The organism is Brevibacillus sp. FSL K6-2834 (genome assembly GCF_038592925.1).
Lineage (GTDB): Bacteria > Bacillota > Bacilli > Brevibacillales > Brevibacillaceae > Brevibacillus > Brevibacillus borstelensis.
Map to the genome: position 1 here is coordinate 3,323,983 of NZ_CP151945.1, position 15,903 is coordinate 3,339,885.

Annotated in this window: 15 protein-coding genes; 3 read left to right on the top strand and 12 right to left on the bottom strand. The window is 44.2% G+C overall.

Translation table 11 applies throughout. The annotated features are described in order from the left end of the window. The first annotated feature begins 26 nt into the window (after positions 1–26). Positions 27–134 carry a putative holin-like toxin gene (locus tag NST96_RS16455; protein WP_035296997.1) on the top strand — a complete coding sequence of 36 codons (108 nt, stop codon included), beginning with the start codon at positions 27–29 and terminating at the stop codon, positions 132–134. A 580-nt stretch (positions 135–714) separates the two neighbouring features. Here the strand turns inward: NST96_RS16455 and NST96_RS16460 are convergent. The 7 genes from NST96_RS16460 to NST96_RS16490 form a co-directional block, all read right to left on the bottom strand. Continuing rightward, positions 715–1,074, bottom strand: a complete 360-nt coding sequence (locus tag NST96_RS16460; RefSeq protein WP_342404216.1) for a DUF3307 domain-containing protein — start codon at positions 1,072–1,074, stop codon at positions 715–717. Positions 1,075–1,098: 24 nt separating this feature from the next. Next, positions 1,099–1,713, bottom strand: coding sequence for a hypothetical protein (locus NST96_RS16465; RefSeq protein WP_342404217.1), 615 nt, complete (start codon positions 1,711–1,713; stop codon positions 1,099–1,101). A 19-nt stretch (positions 1,714–1,732) separates the two neighbouring features. Then, complete coding sequence (locus tag NST96_RS16470) at positions 1,733–2,182, bottom strand: Mov34/MPN/PAD-1 family protein (RefSeq protein ID WP_238504154.1); 450 nt, start codon at positions 2,180–2,182, stop codon at positions 1,733–1,735. A gap of 6 nt (positions 2,183–2,188) precedes the next feature. Next, the gene (locus NST96_RS16475; RefSeq protein WP_342404218.1) at positions 2,189–3,862 is read right to left on the bottom strand and encodes a hypothetical protein; all 1,674 of its coding nucleotides are present in this window, start codon (positions 3,860–3,862) and stop codon (positions 2,189–2,191) included. After that, the gene (locus NST96_RS16480; RefSeq protein WP_342404219.1) at positions 3,855–4,928 is read right to left on the bottom strand and encodes a hypothetical protein; all 1,074 of its coding nucleotides are present in this window, start codon (positions 4,926–4,928) and stop codon (positions 3,855–3,857) included. Before NST96_RS16480 ends, NST96_RS16475 begins: the two co-directional genes overlap by 8 nt. 532 nt (positions 4,929–5,460) lie before the next feature. Next, complete coding sequence (locus NST96_RS16485) at positions 5,461–7,008, bottom strand: hypothetical protein (RefSeq protein WP_342404220.1); 1,548 nt, start codon at positions 7,006–7,008, stop codon at positions 5,461–5,463. Positions 7,009–7,020: 12 nt separating this feature from the next. Then, positions 7,021–7,971, bottom strand: coding sequence for a fibronectin type III domain-containing protein (locus tag NST96_RS16490; protein WP_342404221.1), 951 nt, complete (start codon positions 7,969–7,971; stop codon positions 7,021–7,023). 769 nt (positions 7,972–8,740) lie between these two features. On the opposite strand from NST96_RS16490, the gene istA reads away from it, so the two are divergent. After that, positions 8,741–9,964 carry an IS21 family transposase gene (gene istA, locus NST96_RS16495; protein WP_024982953.1) on the top strand — a complete coding sequence of 408 codons (1,224 nt, stop codon included), beginning with the start codon at positions 8,741–8,743 and terminating at the stop codon, positions 9,962–9,964. Further along, positions 9,961–10,764: an IS21-like element helper ATPase IstB gene (gene istB / locus NST96_RS16500; RefSeq protein WP_024982952.1), complete on the top strand. Its 804-nt coding sequence runs from the start codon at positions 9,961–9,963 to the stop codon at positions 10,762–10,764. Before istA ends, istB begins: the two co-directional genes overlap by 4 nt. Here the strand turns inward: istB and NST96_RS16505 are convergent. The 5 genes from NST96_RS16505 to NST96_RS16525 form a co-directional block, all read right to left on the bottom strand. Next, positions 10,761–11,741 carry a hypothetical protein gene (locus NST96_RS16505; protein ID WP_342404222.1) on the bottom strand — a complete coding sequence of 327 codons (981 nt, stop codon included), beginning with the start codon at positions 11,739–11,741 and terminating at the stop codon, positions 10,761–10,763. The genes istB and NST96_RS16505 overlap by 4 nt on opposite strands. A 52-nt stretch (positions 11,742–11,793) precedes the next feature. Continuing rightward, the gene (locus tag NST96_RS16510) at positions 11,794–12,666 is read right to left on the bottom strand and encodes an S-layer homology domain-containing protein (RefSeq protein WP_342404223.1); all 873 of its coding nucleotides are present in this window, start codon (positions 12,664–12,666) and stop codon (positions 11,794–11,796) included. Next, entirely contained in the window at positions 12,663–13,598 is a 936-nt protein-coding gene (locus NST96_RS16515) for an AAA family ATPase (RefSeq protein ID WP_342404224.1), read from the bottom strand. The genes NST96_RS16510 and NST96_RS16515 overlap by 4 nt, the downstream gene beginning before the upstream one ends. A 427-nt stretch (positions 13,599–14,025) precedes the next feature. Next, on the bottom strand, positions 14,026–14,655 hold the full coding sequence (locus tag NST96_RS16520) for a hypothetical protein (RefSeq protein WP_342404225.1): 630 nt from the start codon (positions 14,653–14,655) through the stop codon (positions 14,026–14,028). Continuing rightward, the gene (locus NST96_RS16525) at positions 14,652–15,899 is read right to left on the bottom strand and encodes a hypothetical protein (RefSeq protein ID WP_342404226.1); all 1,248 of its coding nucleotides are present in this window, start codon (positions 15,897–15,899) and stop codon (positions 14,652–14,654) included. The genes NST96_RS16520 and NST96_RS16525 overlap by 4 nt, the downstream gene beginning before the upstream one ends. Positions 15,900–15,903 lie beyond the last annotated feature (4 nt).

Genomic DNA, 15,903 nt, shown 5'->3' on the forward strand with positions numbered 1-15,903 from the left:
CCCCATCAGGGAAGGGGGTGAGATCCATGATGTCAGCACACGACGCAATGAATCTGATGATCCAGTTTGGAACATTTGTTGTTGCGTTGATCGCTTTGGTCGTAACACTGCTGAACATCGGAAGAAAAAAGTAGATCACCCTTGAGCTTGGCAGCATGGTGATCTACTTTCCTAGAATATGAGCCGACGCCTTTGAGGGCGGCTATTGTGTAAGACCGACAGCGTTGCCGCGCTGTTGGTCTTTTTTAGTGTGCACAAATGCTGTTGTTTTTAAGATACCACAAAACCCTGAAGAATAACAGTAGATCACCCTTGGGCTTGGCAACATGGTAACCTACTCCCCCACAATGTGAGCCACGCCTTGGTTATTATTCAAGACGGGCAACGTCCCACCGCTGTGTTGTTATTAGGATACCACAAATCACTGGAGAAAAAAAGCAGATCCCCCTTGAAGCTAATAAGCCCTCATGTAGCCAATCCTGTTACTGAGATCTTTCCTTCTGTGGTAATCGTCTTGAGTTGCAAGTACCTGAGAATTTATAGGAGATCACAATTTAGGCACTTACTTATTGTCAATACTTATATTACCATATCCTGTGAATGGGAGCAAGCATTTTTCTTTCAACCCTGTTCAAAGATAAAGCCCCTGTCATTAAGTCAGGAACGTATTTGGGTTTTTGCCTTATGAATGCAAAGAATCTCGCATAAACTGAACTAAGTAAGACTAACGATAAAAAGGACAGCATAATGAAATGCTTGGTCGAGTTCAAGCATTACATTACCAGTCGATGGATGATCTAGCTGCTTAATACCTTTTACATACATAGCCCACCAATAAAGAAAATCCCTTTTATCAATGACAAGGTGACTGAAAAAAACCAGAAAAATGGCTCCCCAACTAAAGTATCCAAGGAATAGATAGGCTGCACCTAGAACCGTAGCGGTATAAATTGCACAATGTCGAATAAGGTAGCCCCAGTTCTCCGATTTGAGCCTAGCTTGTCCGTCTGTCTGAAACAAGTAATCGGCGATTTTATGAAAAATGTACAGGACGATAAACAGTTCTACGTTCAATTGAATAGGAACCACCTCCGCTTGTTATCTGAAAAATGTATCACAGAAACCGTATAAAAATATAACCCCGAATACAACCAAAAATAACTTGACGGAATTTATCGCATCGTTTACTCGAGCTACTTTCACATTTCGAATAAATGATACCTTCTGTAGCTCTATGGCAAGCTCACATAAGATATCCTCTGCCTTAGTATCCTTTAGTTTTTCCATATAGTCAGCTGTAGTCATCGTTAACTTAGGAAGTGCACGATCATGAAATAAATGTTTACCTGTTATGCTGTTATCCAACTGATGAAGGTAAAATAGCCCTTTAGGTTCGTAACCCGTACAGTCAATTTGGGCTAGTGGATTTATCTTCGGTGTTATTACTTTTAATGCAATCCAAATACTTCTAACAAAGAAAAACAACAGAAAGAAGATGCAACTGTACACAAAAAAGCGATCAAGAAAACCATCAACTGCTTTCAACCAGGGATACCAACTTTCATTTGTCCGCAATATGCTTGTTAGGACAATTCCCCAAAAAGTAATAACTGCCCCCGCTTTTCCGTCCGTGAAGCGAACGGTGTGTTGTGTATCTTCTATCGCTTTTGTCAGTAAATCAAAGCGAAACTTATGTAAATCCTTTTCTTCCATTTTAACCTCCTGCTTTCTTTTATAAAACAATGTAAGCTTCTTTCATTATGGTATTTTGATCGTTAATGGTATAAGCGTTTGCCAAAAACTCGCCTTCCTCCAACTTAACTATGAAGTAAACAGGAAGATACGGTTTCGAAAATAAACGAAGTAACTGCGTCATGGTTTTTTTATCGACAAATGAGGGCTCTAAACCAAAAGGGGCTGGATGTGAATGCCATGTGCCTATGACAAATAAATCCTCTCGTAATCTCTCTTGTGTATATTGCTGCAAATAATTCGCTTCAAAAACAACACCCGTTTTTGTGCGAATTGCTTTTTCACCTGCGTCGGACACATCAAGAATTTTTATCCACGAAGGATTCATTCTCCCAAAAAGTAAGCCACCATTTTCTACATCCGGATAGGCTGCTGTTAATTGTTTCATTTTTTCATAGGAATTAGATTTTAAATACACTTTTCGTTCCATCTATATTTATCTATCCCCCTTACAAGTACAGGCTGGATGACATTGTACGTAGCCGACCTTTGCTCTTGGAATGATTTCATCTGTTCCCCAATAATAGTTGACAAAGTCAAATGGAAATCGCCCATGTCTGCTGTAATAAGAAAGGATTGATACGATTTGGGTAGCTAAAAAATCCATTTTCTCCATTTGTGAGATCGTATGTGGATTCCCGCAGATATCAAATTCTATTGATGTAGCTGCCTTTATCTCTTCCAAAGCAATTTTTTGAAAGGTGGCTAGCTCTTTATCACTTTCTGTTAATGCATAATAACAGTTAAGGCAACCTGTCACTGATGTGGTGATTACAATTTCTTGTAGGATATTATTGGGGGAAGACCATGCCCAAATAATTGGTTTTGAATGACCGAGAAGTTTACGAAATGCAAGCTTGTCAAATGCCTGCCGATCCCCAACGGTTATTACCAGGATGTCCGATATTCCAATAACTTTTTCGTCCTCATTCATGTAAAAAAAATTGTTACTCAAGGTTTTAGTATTTAATTCAAATGCCAAGCCCCTAGATTTTAAATGACCGAGATAAAATGGAGACAATTCATGACGACCGATGTTCTCCATGGAAAGTACGTCAGGGTCACTCATCACAACTCTCCTGGTCTCTTTTTGCGAAAGAAGCCTTGCAACCTGACTTCCGAGGGAACCTACGCCAAGTAGCCCAACTGTCATATCTATCGCCATTGGTCTTTTGGGCATACTCTCCAGTTTCATTAAATGGATCTGAAAATCCTCTTTCCCTTCAATGTACTCTTTGCTGGCAAGAAAAGCCACAGCCTCATCGCGACCTTTATCTCCTCTATACATAACGATAACCGGCATATTTTGTGACTTTTCCAAAATTTTATTTAGGTCCGTGTTTTGTTGAATAGTTTTAAGAAGCTGATAGAGCGTCTTAAATAAGTAATTTCCAGGTAATCGCACAAGAAGTAACTTTGATGAGATGAATGCGTCTCCCAATTTAGCTTTCATCAAATGGGTAAACGGATGTTCTTTAGGAGACTCTGGAAAAAAGTAATATATTCGTTTTTGAAAACTAATCTCATTAATTGGATAGGAATTCCCTTCCTTTTTACCAGATGCTTCTCCTCCAGAAGTAAAAACATATGGTGTATGAAAAGCTGTCATCGAAAAAAAAGTCTTCGCCTCTTCCTTCCTTAGCTCCTGTAAAAAATAATCAGGAAGGTACATAATCGCATTGCTAAACTGAGGGATGATTCTCCAGGTTGGTAGATCTTCATCCACATTCCAATTGTTAGTTACATTGGACTGAAGCCAGCTTAATATTCGCTCATAAATAAACTTTCCACCACGATCTGACCTAGCGCTCCAGTTATGCATGGAGCAGATATAAAATTTGGTACTTTTAGGGTCGGATGAAAAAATAAATTCATCCAAGTGTCTCCACGTTTTTGGAACACTTTTATACAGTTCACTATCGTCATTAATGGAGATGAGCCTTACCTCTGGTTGTTTAATCGGAAAACCGGTAAGCGAAATTTCGACCTGTATATATACACCATGAACATCCCCGTCTTGTGGAACCCGACCAGACAGTGTATTTTCGTTGATAAAAGAGAAGCCGAGTTGTAATAACTCAGCTTCTGCCATTTGTCGTTGTTTATCCATGTTGAACCTTCTCTTCTCCCCGCATAATACTAATACTTGCCATTTTTGCCGCTTCTGAAGCGTCATACACATTACATATACTTGCGACATCTTCAACGTTAATGACTTTATCTTTGTAGTCTTTACAATCAATATAATGGGCGTTGTAACATTTTTTAACGTTGTACATCGTCTTCTCGTATGTTGCGATTTTATTAACCTTTACATCCTCCTTAAAATCCATTAACTCTTTGTATTTATCACCAAACAAGAGGACTCTTCCATATTTAGGGGAGCCGTCTAATTCTCCTTTTGCTTTATTATAATAGCCTAACAGCTTAGCGGAAAAGTCGATCTCAAATGAAGTAGCCTTTACTTCTCCGATTGGCTTTTTCTGATTGTTTACATTGACAATCACGCCTTGCGGGTTCATTAACGTCTCTGGAGAATACTCAATTCCAACCTTGATGTCTAATAGATTATCTGCTTGTATATGAGCTTCTTTCCCCTTATCTTTTAGTGTTTGCTTGAGTTGTTCATTTAAATGATCCGCACTTTCAAGGATTCGCAAAGCAAGTAAAAACGCACGTGCACCTACCGTCCATTCGTCCTTATCATAGTCTTGTTCCCCGCCCAATAGTACCATGATTCCGTCACCGGTAATGGAGTGTATATGCCCCTGATAAAACCTTGCAAGCTTAATCCAAGTAGAAATCGCTTGTTGTTTTAGGCTTGCAATCTCTTCCAGTGTTTCAACTCCAGGATCATCAATAAACAGCGCCCGTTTGGTGAAGTTGCGAAGGTCTATAAACAGCGAACAGAGTTTTACATCCTCTTGCCGTTGTGTCTCAAAGTCAGGATAATCATTCACCTGATCCAAAAGATGATCATAGTCAGCATGTCCACCCAATTTAAAGTCTTCAGTTAATTCTTGATCCAAAATCTCTTGGATCTCTCGCTTTTCTTGCTCAGATACGTAACCCTTAACAATCATTAGGCTTTCGTTGAGAATTACGCGTAACGGATTGTAGTTGTATCGGTATCTTGCATCATTACGAAGAATTTCTCTGTAAGTAGATTTTTTCATTTTTGCCACACTCCCATAATTTTTATGAAAAGGGAGCAGGAATATTCATGGTCATATAGAATATATACAATGAAGATGAATGACCATTGGCGGAAAATTTTCCTGCTCATTTTATGTAGGCTTATCCTTTCTACCGCCACCAATAACCCAGTGAGCCCCAATCATTGGGTTATTTTGTTATACACAATTGTAAGGGATATGTTTAAAACCGGTCAATCATTTCTATCAAACATACGTTTTCTAACCACAATATCTTGCGGTTTATTTAGTGTTTTAAAGCTTTTTGCACAAAATATAGATTATTCCTACATCATTGAGTTGGTTTAATTTTTCTTTCGACTTTGTCAAGCTTACTTAAAATTTGTCACATTACCTGCTCCTTTATCAAACCTTGTGACGTTTTTCATTTTGTCGAGTATATTAAATCAAGAAAATATTTAATGGATATTGATTTACACCTATACGAAAATATGCAATTTGTTTACCCCAAGTAAAAAGCCCTCGTCATTCTTACGACGAGGGCTACTGTCGATCAATTCTTCAATTCTGAATGAGTGAGAACTTCAATCTGCAAATGGTTTCCGCTCTTCGAGATGTTTACCACCTCCGGAGTTGTTCGGTTTGGGGTTGTAATCTCCCGTTGTGCACGATACGAGTATTTGCCGTTACGTACCTCGAACGAAACGACATAGACAGTGTTGTCATCCAGATTTTCAAAGCGTGCTTTTTTTGTGATCTCTTGAGAAAACCCTTCGATGGTTGCTGTCACGGCGAAGTTTGTTTGTGGTACCTCAACGTCGATCCAGGCTTTTCCGGAATTGAGCTGACCATCGGCGATCAGATTGATCGATTGGATAAACTGTGCTGCTTCTTTACGGAATGCCTCTTCTTCTGTTGTCCCTTTCTCCGGAGTTTTAATCGGATACTGCTTTTCCCTCATTCTGGTGCCATCGCTCACCACGACCGTTAGAAGGTATTCCTTGTTCCACTCAAGGTCTCCATATCGAACGGGCGTGGCACTTAAGAGTTGGGTAACCCCGTTGATCGTCCCACGAACATCCATTCCTCGGGTGTTTGTCACGGAGACATCGACCCATGCGCCTTTATCGTCAGCGTCCACCTGGTATACAACCTCGGAGAAGATGTCCTCCGCAGCTTTGTCAAATTCCTGATCGGGGTCAGAAGTGACTGGCATCGTTCCTGTCCGGAATGTTTTGGAAACCCATTCGGAATACTCGTGATTGGAAGACTCAACCCGGGCTTCATAGGTATATTCCGTATTTTCCTTGAGTCCGGTTTCTTCGATCATGGTTCCATTTACAACAGGGTTTCCTCCTTCACGTTTAGCCTCTATCAAAACATCATCCGAATTCCCATTGAGGTCAACTTTCAACGTGATACTCGTCGTGGTTACGTTTTGAACCTTCAAGATCGGCGGCGCCGGCTTGGTCCAAATGGTAATCGTGTTTTTGTTGCTCATGACACTATTTTCGGCCCAAAACTCGTACGTGTACGGTCTTCCTGGTAAAACTGTATCATCTGTAAATGTTAAATCTGTAAACACTTTGGGCTCATCCCAGTCGGAGCGTTTCACCTTGTACACATGTGCCCCTTGCACAGGGTTTACAATCAGAGTGACTTTCCGATCGGTACTTTCTTGAGAAGCCAAGGTGGGCATGGCTGGTGCCTGAATGAGTGTAAGGGTCTCCGAGTATAAAGTCTCAATCCCTTTACCATTTCGTGCTTTGATATGGACGTACACGGTTTCCGCATCTTGCAGATCAAGCGTAAACGTATCTCTGTCATTGTGCGGCGTCCAATCCTGCACGACATCAAAAACAGAGAAGTCGGGGTCTCCCGACTTCTCAATTTTCATTTCCGTTCCCAATGGGTTATTCGTTTCAATTTGAACGGTGTGCGTATTTCCAGATACACCTGTTACAGACAAAGTGGGTACAGTTGCCAAGGTCCATTCCTCGTGCTCTGATACAGCTGACGGATTGGCCGCTACCATTACCTGAACAGGTTGGCCGGTTAAGATGACAAGCGCCAGCCCGACTGTTTTCCATGACTGCTTCATCTTCGTTCCCCCTTACTCTGCGTATCGCGCTTCTCCGAGCACCTTGTACTTTCGATTAGGCTGCAAACCGGTAAAAGTGTACGTCAGCTCCGAGGCGGCCCATCCCGTACCTTGTTGAGCCCAGTCGGTAACCGCGACTTCTTGACCGTTTTCATCCTGCAGGACAATTCGGAATTCAACATTCGTCGAATCCGAATTCGGTGTAAGAGTTACTGTGATCGAGTCTTCTGTCGGAACAGTCTCTACTGAAGGTGCAGCCGGTACAGTGCCCGTCACCAGCTCGATCTCGGCCGTTTCCTTCACATTCGGGTTTTGTGTGTTATTTCGGGCTTTTGCGTATACCTTATACCTTCCGGGCGACAAAGAGCTAAAGTTGTAGGTAAGGTCTGTAGTCCAGTCACTTTCATCAATGGCCGTACCATCTATTGTGGTGATACGATATTTGTATTGACTCGTAGACGGATTCCCGTTTGCATCAATCGCAATTGCCAAAGACGTTTCTGTGCTGGCAGTCACTCGCAAATTAGCTGGATCTTTGGCATCCGTCCAGATCTTCACTTTATCTGATGGCACTGAATCGCCTGTCGTATTGGAATGAACAATGTAAAACTCATATGCGGTATCCGGTGTTAAGTCGGCCAATATTTTGTTTGTGTCTCCGTCATCGATCGTGAGTTGCTGATCTTTGCCGTCAAACAGTTTGGTCGTCGTACCAGGCTCGTTCCCCCAGTTAACCGTGATGGTTTGGCCATCGACACTTCCAGTTGGTGCTGGCGGTTTTGCAGGTTTTGTCAAGAATTGACCGGTCAGGTACTCCCCGTTTGTTCTCGGAGGTGAATCCTGGTTGTACGAGGAAACCCGAAAGTAGTACATCTTGTTTCCCGCCAATCCTATAACCGTTTCTTCCATATCGTCAATGCCCTTGTCCTGCACAACCGTCCAGTCGGTTTGATCCTCAGACATTTCGAGAGTATACCCTGTATTTGAAGGGTTTCCATTCGCATCCCAAAGCAAAGGCAGCGACGTATCTGTCGCTGCCTCCGTGTCCAATGTCAAGTTAGATGGAGTCTTCGCCAAAGTTACCACGTTAACAGTCGTCGTAGAAACCGCACTTGCAGCGAACGAAAGTTGAGCAAAAGAAAAGCAACCTAACAGCGTTAGAATTGCCATCTGACGTCCTTTTTTCACAATAACCACACTCCTCATTTGAATCTGACATCGACTTTAACATCATATATAGTGTTAGGGTCAAGCCCATTGAAGGTATATTCTGCTTCGTCAATCCAGCTTGAACTTTGGATAATCTGACCACCTTTTAGAATGCTAAACTGACGTTCTACAAGTTCAGGGTACGTTTGGGTGTCTGTTACTCTTACGCTGTCTTCAGACAGCTCTAAAACATTCACAATCGGATTGGGCGGGCCTATCGACGTAACGAAATGTGAGGCAACACTCTCGTTACCCGCTATATCGATAGCTCTTGCGTAGATGTTTGCATTTTTTGTCAGCGTGAGCGGTGTGGTATAGGTCGTCCAGTTTCCATTGTCAATCTTGTACTCTTTTATATTTGCATCGGACGGAAAGTTAATCGTGATTGTTTTGGAGATTGCTTGTCCGATTGTGTCACCGCCGGGTTAAAATTGACCCAGGTTCGCCGGAATGAAAATGACCCACCCCTGTAGAATACCTCTCTCTGAAATTACCGACCAAAGTAGCTTCAGAGGGGAGACATATGCTAAGGAGTGGGACTGTGATCAGATTACACGAACTTCAAGTGAGCGGCAAGAGTATCCGCGAAATCACAAGGGAAACGGGTCATTCCCGTAATACCATACGAAAATACCTCCGCGCAGAAGGAATTCCGGAACCTCGTCCGCGTAAGAAGAGAGTCTCAAAACTCGATCCGTTCAAAGCCTTGCTGGATCTATACCTCGAAAAGGGAATTTTCAATTGTGAAGTGCTGCTGCGTCTCTTGAAAGAGCGAGGTTACACGGGGGGCATTACGATCATCAAGGACTATGTGAAGCCCCGTCGACCTCCAAAACAGGCACCTGCGGTGCAACGCTATGAGACAAAAGCCGGACACCAAGCCCAAGTGGACTGGAAGATTTGCGAGTACATCGATTTAAACGGTGAAGTGCGTAAAATCCCCGTTTTTACGATGGTGTTGGGTTACTCCCGAGCGATGTACATCGAATTTACAAAGCGCTGTGACATCCACAGTTTCTTACGCTGCTTGATGAACGGTTTGGAATACTTCGGCGGTGTTCCAAAGACCATGCTAACCGACCAAATGAAGACCGTTATTCTTGGCATGGGCGATGATCGAAAGCCGAGATGGCATCCGTTGTTTGAAGATTTTGCTGCGGCTATCGGCTTGATCCCCAAAGTTTGCCGCGTACGACGTCCCCAAACGAAAGGAAAGGTCGAGAGAAGCGTTCAGTTCATCGAGCAGAACTTCATGCCAGGGCGATCATTCACCGATCTTGGTGACCTAAATCGCCAAGCCAGACACTGGTGCGATGAGCAAAACCGTCGTATCCACGGTACAACTGGGGAAAGACCGATCGATCGCTTGGCACAAGAGAAGCTCGGTATGCTTCCGTCTCCGGAACGATGGGCAAAGTACCGGTTTGAACCGAGGAAAGTAAGCCGTGACGGATTTGTGAGCTACGACGGCGTTCGTTATGGCGTTCCATGGCGGTATAGCGGACGTGAAGTAAAGGTACGAGAGGTAAACAGATTCGTCGAAATATACTGCGAGAAGCAGCTCATCGCCCGGCACGAGAAGCAGTACCAATCCCGAAGGCTAGTGATGTGTGAGGACCAATACACGAATTTGAGTACAGCTCAGGGATATGCTTATCCAAAGCCGCAAGGCGTTCAGATTCCTGTACAAGACGTGGAAGTGCGTCCGTTGGACGTGTATGAACGTCTTGTGGAGGTGGGCGCATGATTGAGCTCGAACAAGCCCGCCAGCGTCTGGAGGAACTTGGTTTGGGTCAAGCCGCCCAATCGCTTGATGCCAAGCTGGAAGCTGCCAGCCGGAGCCAAAGCACGTATCTCTCTTTCCTCAATGATCTACTGGACGCTGAGATTCAGGATCGCCAGCGCCGAAATGTAGAGGTCCGCATGAAGCTGTCTCACCTCCCTTATCGGCGTACGCTCAACGAATTCGACTTCTCGTTTCAACCGGGGATTGATGAACGACTGATTCGTGAACTGGCTGCGCTGACGTTCGTTGGGAGGCAAGAAAACGTGTTGTTTCTCGGGCCTCCCGGCGTGGGGAAAACGCATTTAGCCGTTGCTATCGCTATGGAGGCCATTGGACAAGGATTGCCTGTGTATTTCGTCTCTCTCGCGCAGCTCGTGGGCGATTTACGAAAAGCTTATGAAGAGAATCGCCTGGACAAACGAATGAGGGTATATCTCAGGCCACGCATCCTCATCGTGGACGAGGTGGGCTACCTCCCCCTCGATCCGCTCGCTGCAAACCTGTTTTTTCAGTTGGTTTGTGCACGCTACGAGAAAGGAAGCATGATTCTGACTAGCAACAAGAGCTTTGGCGAATGGGGCGAACTCATGGGCGATCCCGTTCTTGCTACAGCTGTTCTCGACCGCTTATTGCATCACTCCCACGTCGTGAACATCCGGGGGAACAGCTACCGGCTCAAAGAAAAACTAAAAACCGGAATCTATTCGACACCAGGCGCACAGGTGGGTCAAAATTATACCGGCGCTCGTGGGTCAAATTAATTCCGGCGTTGACAGATTGGATCTTCCGAAAAAGTTGGTGCTGCTGGAGGGGTTTTGTCCACCACAAAATTTCTTGATCCAATACTGCTAATTCCGCCTTTATCGTCTTCAACCCACACCTTCACAACGTGGCTTCCCTCGGAAATTGAACCATCAACTAAAATATCGTAATTATTGATGTTCTGGCTACTTCCGGTCGCTGTAAGAGTCTGGAGAGTCTGTACAGCTTTGCTGTTAATTTGATATTTCACCGTGAGGCTATCACCTACGTCAGTATCTTGGACAGTACCGGAAATTGACAGCTTATTGTGGCCAGACACTTCCGATAATGTTTGATTATTCGCAGGTGATGTAATATTAATAACTGGAACTGAATTATCAGTGTAATTTAAAGTAACAGTGTATTGATAATAATAAGTGTAGGTACGTGTATCAGGTTTCGTTACTGTTCCCGAGTAAGAGTAGTTAGCATAATATTGAGTTTGTTGGGAACCGTCTGCTTTCGTGCAAGTACCAGCATAATTATGGATACCCTCAGTCTTGGAAAGAGTACCCGAATAACCTCCACTATCAGGTCCATAACTAATTGAGCTTGGGGCCGTTGTATATGAGCATGAACCTGAGGAAGCACTATTGTGGTTAGTATAAAAGTATCGGGTCCCTGGACTGTAGTTTGAGATTGACTTGCTATCGGCAGGTGATCCTCCTGTTTGAACACTTCTCGAAATTGAACCGTTTTTTAATGTAAAAGTAATTGTATCACCACTTATAGTATATGTTACTGTACCTGTATTCACAGAAACGCTATTTACAGACTTTAAGTTTGGTATCGTCCACGTTGCTGTCTGTGACTGTGAGGTGCTTTCTGGAAATGTCCTTGATTGTGTAGCTGCAGAAACCTTCTGTAAATAGCTATTATTTGTAAAAAGTGCGAATACAAATAAAAGCGCCAGTAAAGTTTTTGATGCCTTATTCAATGTCTTCCTCCCCTTCCAAATATTTGATTTTCATTGTCCCACTCCCCTTTATCTAGATTTCCTGCTCGTTTTGTTCATAGATAATTCCTTTCATTTTCAGAAAACGGACTATTATGGTAGCGGCTTCGGCCCGCGTGGTGTTTCCGGAGGGGCGAAAGGTTCCATCTGGAAAGCCCTTCAATAGCCCTGCAGCAGCCACTTTCTTCACGTCTGTTGGATACTTTATGGCATTCTCGTCTTTGAACATAACTTGCTGCAAAGAGGTTTCTGGAACATCTATGGCTGTCCAGTTGGCAATCTCTTCGCGTGGGATCGCCTCATTAGGGAAGAAAAATCCTTCCGAATATATGACTGGATTAATGTTTTTGCGGACTACAAGAGAAGAAACCGGACCGAAAAACCAGTCACTTGGCTTTACGTCCATAAAGACCGCTGTGTCCACTGGCTGAGGAACTGATGATGTCATCTTTAACACACGGTCCAAGAGCGCAGCATATTCCGCTCTCGTGATGGTTCTTTCAGGTTTAATAGTTCCATCTGGATAGCCTTTCAGTAAACCAAGTTGATTCATAAGCAGGATGTCGTTTCTGGCCCAATGGTTTACTGAATCCATCGGTACGCTAACCGTAGAATCATCCTTTTCTCCAGTACTGTCTTCGTCCGTCTTTTCTCTTTTTTTGAGAGGAACCGTTATGATTTTGGGATCGATTTTGGTTTCAGGAACCGTAACCACCACAGTAATTTGATCCTCTTTGTACGTAAACTCCAAATCTACAAAATTCCCCTCCTTGTCCACGATTTTATAAGCGCTCGTCCCTTCCGGAATTGATACCGTAGCCTTTTTTTCCGCGGACGCAAAAGAGTGGGCGCTTCCCACTAGGGAAAGCGCCACTACAATTGCTAACCACTTTTTCTTTTTCATCATTTTTTCCCTCCAAACAGTCTTGCAAAAAATCCGCGTTTTTCTTTCACCACGAATCCGGATACGAGCGATTCCATCACTCCGATAAGAGCAACAGAAAAGGGATGGGATTTATCTTCTTGTACCAGCACCTTACCCTCATTGTGAATGGCCCGCATGCCGGACGCCTCCGGCAAAAAACCGATGATGGACAACCCGTTAAAGTATGCTTTGCACTTTTCCCTCGTAAGGGTATTCCGGTCTTTTTTCATCGGCTCAAAATTGACCAACACATTGACTTTTTCCAGGGATTGTTGCCGTCTGCTCCAAAGATCCAGATATTCCTGTGAATCCTTGATAGTTGCCAAATCGTAGTCAACGACCAACAGGGTTCTGTTCGCCATCGACATCGCCACACTGAGAAGGTCTTGCCTCTCTGGCCCGATATCAATCACCACGTAGTCAAATGTCCGACTGAGATGGGTCAAAATGTAGCCGACAAGTTCGGGAGAGCAAGATTGGCCCACATTTACACCTGGCAGCACATACAGTCCGTTTGGGTGCTTGACCACTAATTTGGTGAGAACTACTTGATCGGTTACCTGCGCCTTGTTTTCGAAGTACGGCTCCCACGTTTTCAGATTTACCTCCGTCTTGATCCGCATTCGTGTTGCTACATTGCCGTGTGGGTGCATCAAGTCAACAAGAATGACCCGACCGTTTGCATGAGCATGCAACAGCCGGGCCACGTTCATGGCGACAGTAGTTTTGCCGATCCCCCCTTTTGTTGAGGTGATCACAAACATTTGTCGTCCCCCAATGGGACGGAAGTGAAGTTCATCCAGGCGTGTAAAGTTGACGGATACAGTCTCGGGTTGCTTATCATTCAGATGATGGTTCTCTGGTTTTTCTTCCTCCCTCTGAAGTTCTTCATGTTCAATCGGTTCCGAAAACATCGAACGTTCTCTACTCCGGGGAACCGAAGAAGTTGGTCTTGTCCTTGGTACCAAGCGAATAACGTGTTCGACAGGCTTCGTATCCGTTTCCGAATTGTTTGTATCATATGAAGCGGTGGAAACGTGATCCGTACGATCAAGGAAGTCATGGGCACCATTCCGTAGTGCATCCTTCATTTCTTCAACGTATTGTTCATGCTTAGGATTCCCGAGAACATACACTGTTGCATGATCCCTCAGAAGAGGAAGCAGAACTTTATCCTCTGGCCAGAGAAGATACACGATTGAGTTTTGAGTCTCTTGCACTTGGGACAGCAGTTGATCGGGGGAAACAACCGTTACGTCTTTATTTTTCAAGGGAACTGTAGAAAATACGCGTTTTGTTTGAGTAGCGAGCATAACCATCTTCCTTTCGTTTTTTCAGTCATCAAGGGTTTTCCACACGAACAATGAGTGTGCGCCACTCCCCTTTCGCCGGGGCTCGTATGTTTTGATCGTCACCATACATCTTCCTTAGTACACCTCTCCACTCTCTTTTTGTCATTGGAGCCGATTGGTCATGAATGATGGGTGCTATCTCATAAACAAGGCCTAGCCGTATGGCTTCCTTCATCGCTGCAATCGTCAACGTTTGATGGGTGGTTCCGACGTAAACCACCCTCTTTTTCTGATATGTTTTGGCGAAGTCGTACAACCGTCGCAAGTCCCTGATGTACTGCCTCAATAACCGAACAGGTGTACTTCTTTGCTTTTGAACTGGTTCCATCAAATGAATTTCAAACCAAATTTCGTCGTTGGACTCGTTGTAGGGGATCACAAATGTTCTCTCTAGGCCCATCTGCTTGGCTTCTCGATAGTAACCTTGCTTGATCGTATTGCGTTTGCCAACCCCATAGAAAACAAGAACGACGGCTCCTACATACAGAGTTGCAGCCAGGTACAAAAGAAACATCCCTACATAAAAGTGGGATAGATAACAGATGGCAGCGGTTGCCATCATCCAAAAGAACAAACGATAATCCCGTTTCTGCCATACACGCATTTCGTGCATCTTCATCCGATACCACTTCTCATGTACTGATGGAGTGGATCCATTTGAACGATCTTGACCAATCGATCGCATAGCCCCTCATCTGTAAACGCTCGGGGGATGCCGTTAGCAATGTCCAGATAGTTCTCAGGGTCATACGGAATCGCCAAAGTAAGGAGGAGAGGAATCAGTTCTTGGGGATGACAAGCACCATCATATGCCATATTCCATATCAATCCGACGGGTTGAATTCCATCCAGCGACTTACTGATGATCACTTGCCGGGCGTAATCAGAGTCTACGATTACGTACACAACAGCCCCTGGTGGGATATCTTCCTTATTGGCCGCTTCCACAATCAGTACTCCAATCTTGGCAAAAGGTTTAGCTTTCCTCCCTGCGACCGTAAGGGGAATGTCGGATAGCGTAAACGGAAACGTTGGCGCGTTAAACCAAAGTTTCGTCTTGCATGTCGTCGTGCAATCCTTGTATAGAACGGGAACCTGCAATCTTTTGGCTGCGGCAATAGCCGTATTCACGCCGACATATGTTTTACCAGTCGATTCGGGTGAATACAGCACGATAACTTTTTCTGGAGTCGCTTCCGGTTCTTTCTTTCGAACCTCTACAACCGATTTCTCGACCGTCGATGTTGTCTCGGGAGCTGGTTTGTTTTCCTTCTCGCGGGCTTCCCATTTCTCTCGTAGCTTTTCTCTTACATCCTTCACGGACTTGGTAAATCGGAATACCCGTTGGCCAATCGGCCGTTGAGAACCTTCCTGATTTTTCTCTTCAGTCGCTACCAGCTTAATTTCTTTTGCTCGGTAGGTATCCTCCGATGTAAGTTCCTCTTCCTGACAAAGAAGGTGTTTCACCTGCTTGCGAGTTCCAGGATGGTGAAGGGCGGTAATCACTTGATCCACATTGATGGTATCCCCCATGATCAAATCATAGATTCCCAATCCAATCAGTCTTTCCAAAAAGGGATGACCTGGCGGGCGTTCATTGAGGATCATGACAACACGAATCCCTTCCTCGACAATCAACTCCAATATTTTGAGAATGTTTGCCTCCGCCCCCACATGTCCTGCATTCTGATCAAAACGGGAAGTCGGAATGGTTTCCGAAAACAATACGACGTCCGGTTTCAAGGAAGCAACCATGGTGACAAGCTGTTCCGCATACAATGCCCTTCCGGCTTCCAAAATGCCATCTTTTTTGCTCACATAATCATCCAGCGCTTCATCCCCTGTGGCAAAAACAATTTTCATGATA

Bases quoted from the DNA above. Each gene is read 5' to 3' on its own strand.
- NST96_RS16455 (WP_035296997.1), top strand. From the start codon at position 27: ATGATGTCAGCACACGACGCAATGAATCTGATGATCCAGTTTGGAACA.
- NST96_RS16470 (WP_238504154.1), bottom strand. From the start codon at position 2,182: ATGGAACGAAAAGTGTATTTAAAATCTAATTCCTATGAAAAAATGAAA.
- istB (WP_024982952.1), top strand. From the start codon at position 9,961: ATGATTGAGCTCGAACAAGCCCGCCAGCGTCTGGAGGAACTTGGTTTG.
- NST96_RS16515 (WP_342404224.1), bottom strand. From the start codon at position 13,598: ATGTTTTCGGAACCGATTGAACATGAAGAACTTCAGAGGGAGGAAGAA.
- NST96_RS16475 (WP_342404218.1), bottom strand. From the start codon at position 3,862: ATGGATAAACAACGACAAATGGCAGAAGCTGAGTTATTACAACTCGGC.
- NST96_RS16490 (WP_342404221.1), bottom strand. From the start codon at position 7,971: ATGTCTGAGGATCAAACCGACTGGACGGTTGTGCAGGACAAGGGCATT.
- NST96_RS16485 (WP_342404220.1), bottom strand. From the start codon at position 7,008: ATGAAGCAGTCATGGAAAACAGTCGGGCTGGCGCTTGTCATCTTAACC.
- istA (WP_024982953.1), top strand. From the start codon at position 8,741: ATGCTAAGGAGTGGGACTGTGATCAGATTACACGAACTTCAAGTGAGC.
- NST96_RS16480 (WP_342404219.1), bottom strand. From the start codon at position 4,928: ATGAAAAAATCTACTTACAGAGAAATTCTTCGTAATGATGCAAGATAC.
- NST96_RS16520 (WP_342404225.1), bottom strand. From the start codon at position 14,655: ATGAAGATGCACGAAATGCGTGTATGGCAGAAACGGGATTATCGTTTG.
- NST96_RS16510 (WP_342404223.1), bottom strand. From the start codon at position 12,666: ATGATGAAAAAGAAAAAGTGGTTAGCAATTGTAGTGGCGCTTTCCCTA.
- NST96_RS16525 (WP_342404226.1), bottom strand. From the start codon at position 15,899: ATGAAAATTGTTTTTGCCACAGGGGATGAAGCGCTGGATGATTATGTG.
- NST96_RS16465 (WP_342404217.1), bottom strand. From the start codon at position 1,713: ATGGAAGAAAAGGATTTACATAAGTTTCGCTTTGATTTACTGACAAAA.